Source organism: Wolbachia endosymbiont of Drosophila bicornuta, from assembly GCF_028982105.1.
Lineage (GTDB): Bacteria > Pseudomonadota > Alphaproteobacteria > Rickettsiales > Anaplasmataceae > Wolbachia > Wolbachia pipientis.
Genome location: NZ_JAPQLF010000120.1, coordinates 1 through 5,600 on the forward strand (window position 1 = coordinate 1; position 5,600 = coordinate 5,600).

7 protein-coding genes are annotated in these 5,600 nt (G+C 35.3%); 1 reads left to right on the forward strand and 6 read right to left on the reverse strand.

The features are described from left to right. Positions 1-32 precede the first annotated feature (32 nt). A complete protein-coding gene (locus tag OZD68_RS04225; RefSeq protein WP_220468096.1) occupies positions 33-317 on the reverse strand; it encodes a hypothetical protein in 285 nt (94 codons plus the stop codon). Positions 318-390: 73 nt separating this feature from the next. Beyond that, positions 391-1,812: an Asp-tRNA(Asn)/Glu-tRNA(Gln) amidotransferase subunit GatB gene (gene gatB / locus OZD68_RS04230; protein ID WP_182309161.1), complete on the reverse strand. Its 1,422-nt coding sequence runs from the start codon at positions 1,810-1,812 to the stop codon at positions 391-393. Between the two features lie 1,175 nt (positions 1,813-2,987). Here gatB and ruvX point away from each other — a divergent pair. After that, entirely contained in the window at positions 2,988-3,455 is a 468-nt protein-coding gene (ruvX, locus tag OZD68_RS04235; protein ID WP_182309162.1) for a Holliday junction resolvase RuvX, read from the forward strand. Between the two features lie 44 nt (positions 3,456-3,499). On the opposite strand, the gene ruvC is transcribed toward ruvX, so the two are convergent. From ruvC to OZD68_RS04255, 4 genes are all read right to left on the reverse strand, one after another. After that, complete coding sequence (gene ruvC / locus OZD68_RS04240; RefSeq protein ID WP_182309163.1) at positions 3,500-3,988, reverse strand: crossover junction endodeoxyribonuclease RuvC; 489 nt, start codon at positions 3,986-3,988, stop codon at positions 3,500-3,502. Then, entirely contained in the window at positions 3,989-4,816 is an 828-nt protein-coding gene (locus OZD68_RS04245) for a cytochrome c oxidase subunit 3 (RefSeq protein ID WP_182309164.1), read from the reverse strand. Positions 4,817-4,873: 57 nt separating this feature from the next. Beyond that, on the reverse strand, positions 4,874-5,107 hold the full coding sequence (locus OZD68_RS04250; RefSeq protein WP_275009078.1) for a hypothetical protein: 234 nt from the start codon (positions 5,105-5,107) through the stop codon (positions 4,874-4,876). Positions 5,108-5,132: 25 nt separating this feature from the next. Then, positions 5,133-5,600: transposase (locus tag OZD68_RS04255; RefSeq protein WP_275008720.1), on the reverse strand; the 468-nt coding region annotated here is incomplete at its 5' end.

Consider the following 5,600-nt stretch of genomic DNA (forward strand, 5'->3'; position numbering starts at 1 on the left):
CTACTGCTCTACCATAGCCATAAGCACATATCTTATCCTATTCGGACTATTGCGAGAAGTGCTATACTTTTGATCTTTAAATAAGCAATGAGATATTTTATTAAGCCAAACGCACCATTCTTTCCCGGTGTTAATAAGTCACCTATACTGATCTTTTTGTGCCTACCCTGCCTGTGCTTGACTTGTATGAATCTATGTACTATTTTCCCATCTTGTTCATACCGAAGAACAATATCATCAAAATCCTTAGCTGATTTTTTCTCTGTGAATAGGCGGAAAGAATACTCTCTATCTACTGCATGTTTAGGAAACAGCATTAGCCATCTCGCTTGATACATAATACCATGAAAGGTGCGCTTAACCGCCGAGCAGGATAATCTTACAGGCACCTCACTCTAATCTCTCACTCAAAATTGAATTCACCACATCAGGGCTGGCTTTTCCTTTGGTAAGTTTCATAACTTCGCCGACAAAGAATCCGTATAACTTTGTTTTACCGCTTTTGTATTCTTGAACTTTATCTTGGTTGTTATTGACGATTGTGTCGATAACTCCTGATATTTGACCTCTATCGGTTATTTGTTTTAGGTCTTGCTCTTCTATAATTAAAGATGCAGGTTTGCCAGTTTCAAACATAATATCAAAAACTTGTTTACCAAGTTTAGCAGAGATCGTTCCATCAACGATAAAATCTAAGAGCTCGGACAGGGCATTGGCTTTGATTGGAGAGCTCACAATATCAATATTTGCTTTATTTAAACGACCGAAAAGCTCTACAGTTAACCAGGTGACCGCGAGCTTTGAATCATGTTTTTTTATCAATTCCTCAAAATAATCAGCAATTGCTTTATCGGAGGTAATGACGTTTGCATCGTATTCGTTGATACCCAATTCCTCAATGTATCGCAGCTTTTTTTGATCTGGCAACTCGGGCAAAGATGATTGAATTAAATCAATTTTCTCCTGGCTTACCTCAACAGGTAATAAATCAGGCTCAGGGAAGTATCTATAGTCGCTTGCATCCTCTTTGTTTCGCATCACTTTTGTTTTTCCCGAAGCAACGTCAAACAATAAGGTATCTTGACTTATTTCTTCTCGACTTTCTAAAATTTCAATTTGTCTTTGTATTTCATAGTCTATAGCTTCCACAATATAACGTATCGAGTTCAGATTTTTTATCTCACAACGAGTGCCAAATGTGCTACTGCCTTTTAGGCGGACAGAAACATTTGCATCACAACGAAGTGATCCCTTTTCCATATCACCATCACACGAACCAATATAACGCAAAATCTGCCTCAATTTTTTCATGCATTCTGCAGCTTCCGCAGATGAACGGAGATCTGGTTCTGAAACAATTTCCATTAAAGCAACCCCTGCACGATTTAAATCCACATAAGTTTTGCTTTCCTCATGAACGCTCTTTCCTGCATCTTGCTCTAAATGAATTCTCGCGATTCTTATTTCTTTTTCATTATCGTTGATAAATATTCTACCATTTTTAACTATTGGCTCAAAAAACTGGGTTATCTGGTACCCTTGCGGTAAATCAGGATAAAAATAATTTTTCCGATCAAAGTAAGAATACTTATTAATTTCTGCAGAAAGTGCAAGACCGGTGCGTATTGCTTGCTCTATGCAGTAATAATTTAGTATTGGCAGCGTACCTGGCATTGCCGCATCAACTAGAGAAACCTGAGTGTTATGCTCAGCACCAAACTCCGTTGATGAGCTAGAAAATAGCTTCGTATTAGAAGAAACTTGAGCGTGCACCTCAAGCCCAATTACTGCTTCCCAATCCTCTTTCGTCATGTACTTTATTTAAATGATAATCTTAATATTCTGCAAAATTAGCACAAAAAGTCAAAACAAAACTCATGTTAGCTAAGTGGTATGCAGATTGTTTTACCCATAGAAACGGGTTAAATGCAAAAGATTACTTGACAAGCTTCGCCAGCCCTCTTATCATAAAATTGAAGCTATTTATTTATCTTCTCTGTACAGATTAAATGACAAAAAAACTCACGTATCTGGCGTCTCATGTTTAATTTTTTGCACTATGTGCACCTTATGTCTTTATAAAACTTCTACCTACATAAGCTGAAACGCGCTTATAAAGCGTTTAAAACATAAAAAAACGCCAACTTAAAAAATGGATAGTGAATAACTAGCTACCCTAGGGTTTCTTTTCCCTTTTTTTCTGTTTAGTAAATTTCTTAACGTTTATGATTTAGATTAGTTGCGGTTTAAAAGCAACTGAATCGCGGTTATTAAGTGTTTAGAATAAAAAAACGCCATACTTGAAAGTATAATGTAAGTAATTAGCCAACCACGGGGCTTCTTTTGCCTTTTTTTTCGTTTGGTAAATTTCTTAATGTTTGTAGCTAAACGATAACCGTCATCCCGCTACTTGTTAGCGGCTGAGATACCGCGAATGAATCGCGGTATGAGGTAGGATTGCTGTCATTCCAGTGCCAAGCACTGGGATCCAGCCTTTATTATTTGGTTGAAATTAAGTCTTCTGGATCCCAGTGTCAGCTACTTGGATGACACCATTCTTTTTCCTGGATTCCAGTGTCTGGGCACTGGAATGACATCCTCCCTTGTGGAGATTGCTCTCAAATCACAATGTTAGTACAGCTATGCAAACACAAAGGTGTCATTCCAGCGCGTGACGCTGGAATCCAGTTGAGCTATTTCAACAAAAATACTACATTTTGAGATGAACGTTCCAGACTTATTTACAAGTATAACAATTGAAGTCTGGATTCCAGTGTCAAGCACTGGAATGACATCATAGGGGCACTGCCCTTTTGGATGGAAAACAGTGTCAGCTACTTAGATGATACCTTTTTTCTACTTAGTTTGGGTTATGCAAGAAGTCTATTGCATTCCTGAGCAATTTGATTCATTATTCTTTTTGTAAAAAATTTTCTTAACTTTCTCTCCACTTTTTTGGTAAGGTCACTTTAAAGGAAGTCTAATAGATGCTACATAGAAATCCAGATGAGTTTCTAAAGTCTATTCCAAAAGATAAGCGCATAATGTGCCTTGACATGGGAGAAAAGCAAATAGGCATAGCATTTAGCGATAAAACACAGCTCATAGCCACAGCTCATAGCATATATCACAGAAGAAATATGAGCAAAGATTTAGGTTATCTGCATAGAATATTCAAAGAAAATGAATCTGGATCAATGGTAATAGGACTACCATTAAAAATGGACGAGCAAGAAACTAAATGGTGTAAAACTATAATCCAATTCGCAAATAAAATAATAAAAAAACATAAAGTAAATATATACTTACAAGACGAAAGCTTCTCAACATCTATCGCAACTCATACACTAAAAATTACTGAAATATCAATCACAAAATCGAAAAAAATAGATGATAAAATCTCCGCATGTATTATTTTGCAACGAACGTTAGACAAGATAAATACAATCAAATAGTTTTTCCAGATCTGGAAATCTTCAAACTGAATCCCATATAAAAGTTACTCAACAAAACAAGAACCTTTCGTATAAGCATGACAAATTGCTACAGCAAGAGCGTCAGCAGCATGGTGGCATTTTATACTCAAATTTTTAACTATTTGCTTCACCATAAATATAATATGATCCTTATCAGCATGGCCATTTCCGGTAATGCTTTTTTTTACATAGTTTGCATCATATTCATTCATAGTTAGCTTTGTTATTTTTAACGCTAAAATTACAACCCCTCTTGCATATCCTAAAGTTAGTGAAGATTTAGGATTTTTATTAACAAAAATTTTCTCCACCGCAGCTTCATTCGGAGAGTATAGGGAAATTACTTTCTTTAATTGTTCAAAAATTATATGTAGGCGTTCACCTGTACCCAATTTACCATCAGTTGATATGGTACCGCCGCCCAAAAATTCAATATTATTTTTTTCGTTCAGGCTGATAATGGCCCACCCAGTCTTGCTTATTCCTGGATCTAGACCTATTATTTTAACCACTTAATAAACGCTTAACCAATAGACAAACAAAAATAAAAATATCCAGACTACATCTACAAAGTGCCAATACCAGGAGGCAAACTCAAAGCACAAATGGTCCTGAAGTGTAAATTGGCCTTTCCGTGCTCTAAATAAACACACTGATAAAAATATTATTCCTATTATAACGTGTGCGCAGTGAAAACCGGTAATCATATAAAAATTGGATGTATAAATAAGCTTTTCTCCTGTTTCTTGTAGAGAAAAACTCGCTTCATGATACTCTATTGCTTGCACTATTATAAAAAAAACTCCAAGCAATATAGTTATGGACAGCATTTTAATCATGCTCTTTTTATCATTTTTAAGTAAAGAGTGATTTGCCCAAGTAATTGTTGTACCAGAAAGCAATAATATTAATGTATTCATGAATGGTAGTGAACACGGATCAGGTGGCAAAATTCCCTCAGGGGGCCATTCAACTTTTTTTGCAGGAGAAAACGCCTCAAATAAAAAAACTGGATCAAGCCAGGCTTTAAAGAATGAACAAAAGAACACTATAAAAAATACGACCTCCGAGAGAATAAACAAGTACATTGCAAATTTGAGTCCATGTTTTACAATGGCAGTGTGACATTTGTCATAAATGGCCTCCCTTATTACATCTCTCCACCAATAAAACAGCACCCCTGATACTGCGGAGATTCCCAAAACTAAACAAAACATTCCGACAATTTGTTTATGAAGCGCGCCAACTAATCCAAGTGCAAGAATAAGAATTGCTCCTGATACAGCAATTGGCCAAGGGCTTGGATCCACTAAATGAAAATCATGTTCTTTACTTTTCATAGCATTTTAAAAAATACTTATTAAGGATACAAATTAGCTTAAAATTGTCAATGTTCCTTAGGAAATTGGATTGAATCTTGAAAAATTATATGCACCGTTCAAAAAATCTAACACAAATTGTGCAGTTATTCTAAACAACTCAAGCATTCTGCTCTTTTCGTTTTCTCTTGCTCTGCTGCAATATCCATCAACAATATTTTCCAAAATAATGCATCCAGACTGTACTGAATCACTGTAACAAAAATTAAACCAATCCCTATATCTATTATTTTTCTTGAATCTATTTTTCATGCTATCAAAGACCATACGCGTCAAGTTAAGAGATTGTGAGCAAATTTAGAGAGGTTAAAGTGGATACTCTAGCCCTTCTAGGTTTGTCTTTTAATGAAAATCGCGACCAAGTTATAGTGAGTTTTTTAAGAAATGCTTTTAAACTATTAATTTTGGTTAATACTAAAAATAACTCTCTAACCCGCCTTTTTAGATCAATAAATGCCTTTGTTAAGCTAAGTTCTGTATTCTTTTTCACTTCTGTGCAACCAACTATGCCGTGAAATATAAGAATTGCACACAATTTAGCATATAGTTCACATAATACTCTGCATGGCTTTCCTTTTACCTTATCAAGCCTGATATGGCTTTTATACAATTTAAATAATAACTCAATTTGCCACCTTACTCTGTAAATCGTTAATACTTGCTCAGCACTAATTTTATTTTCTGGAACATTAGTTATAAATATTGACCAGTTCAACAATTTTTGATTTCTTTTAGAGGATGTATA

Excerpts from the sequence above, each read along its gene's own strand:
- OZD68_RS04225 (WP_220468096.1), bottom strand. The coding sequence starts at position 317 with ATGCTGTTTCCTAAACATGCAGTAGATAGAGAGTATTCTTTCCGCCTA.
- gatB (WP_182309161.1), bottom strand. The coding sequence starts at position 1,812 with ATGACGAAAGAGGATTGGGAAGCAGTAATTGGGCTTGAGGTGCACGCT.
- ruvX (WP_182309162.1), top strand. The coding sequence starts at position 2,988 with ATGCTACATAGAAATCCAGATGAGTTTCTAAAGTCTATTCCAAAAGAT.
- OZD68_RS04245 (WP_182309164.1), bottom strand. The coding sequence starts at position 4,816 with ATGAAAAGTAAAGAACATGATTTTCATTTAGTGGATCCAAGCCCTTGG.
- OZD68_RS04250 (WP_275009078.1), bottom strand. The coding sequence starts at position 5,107 with ATGAAAAATAGATTCAAGAAAAATAATAGATATAGGGATTGGTTTAAT.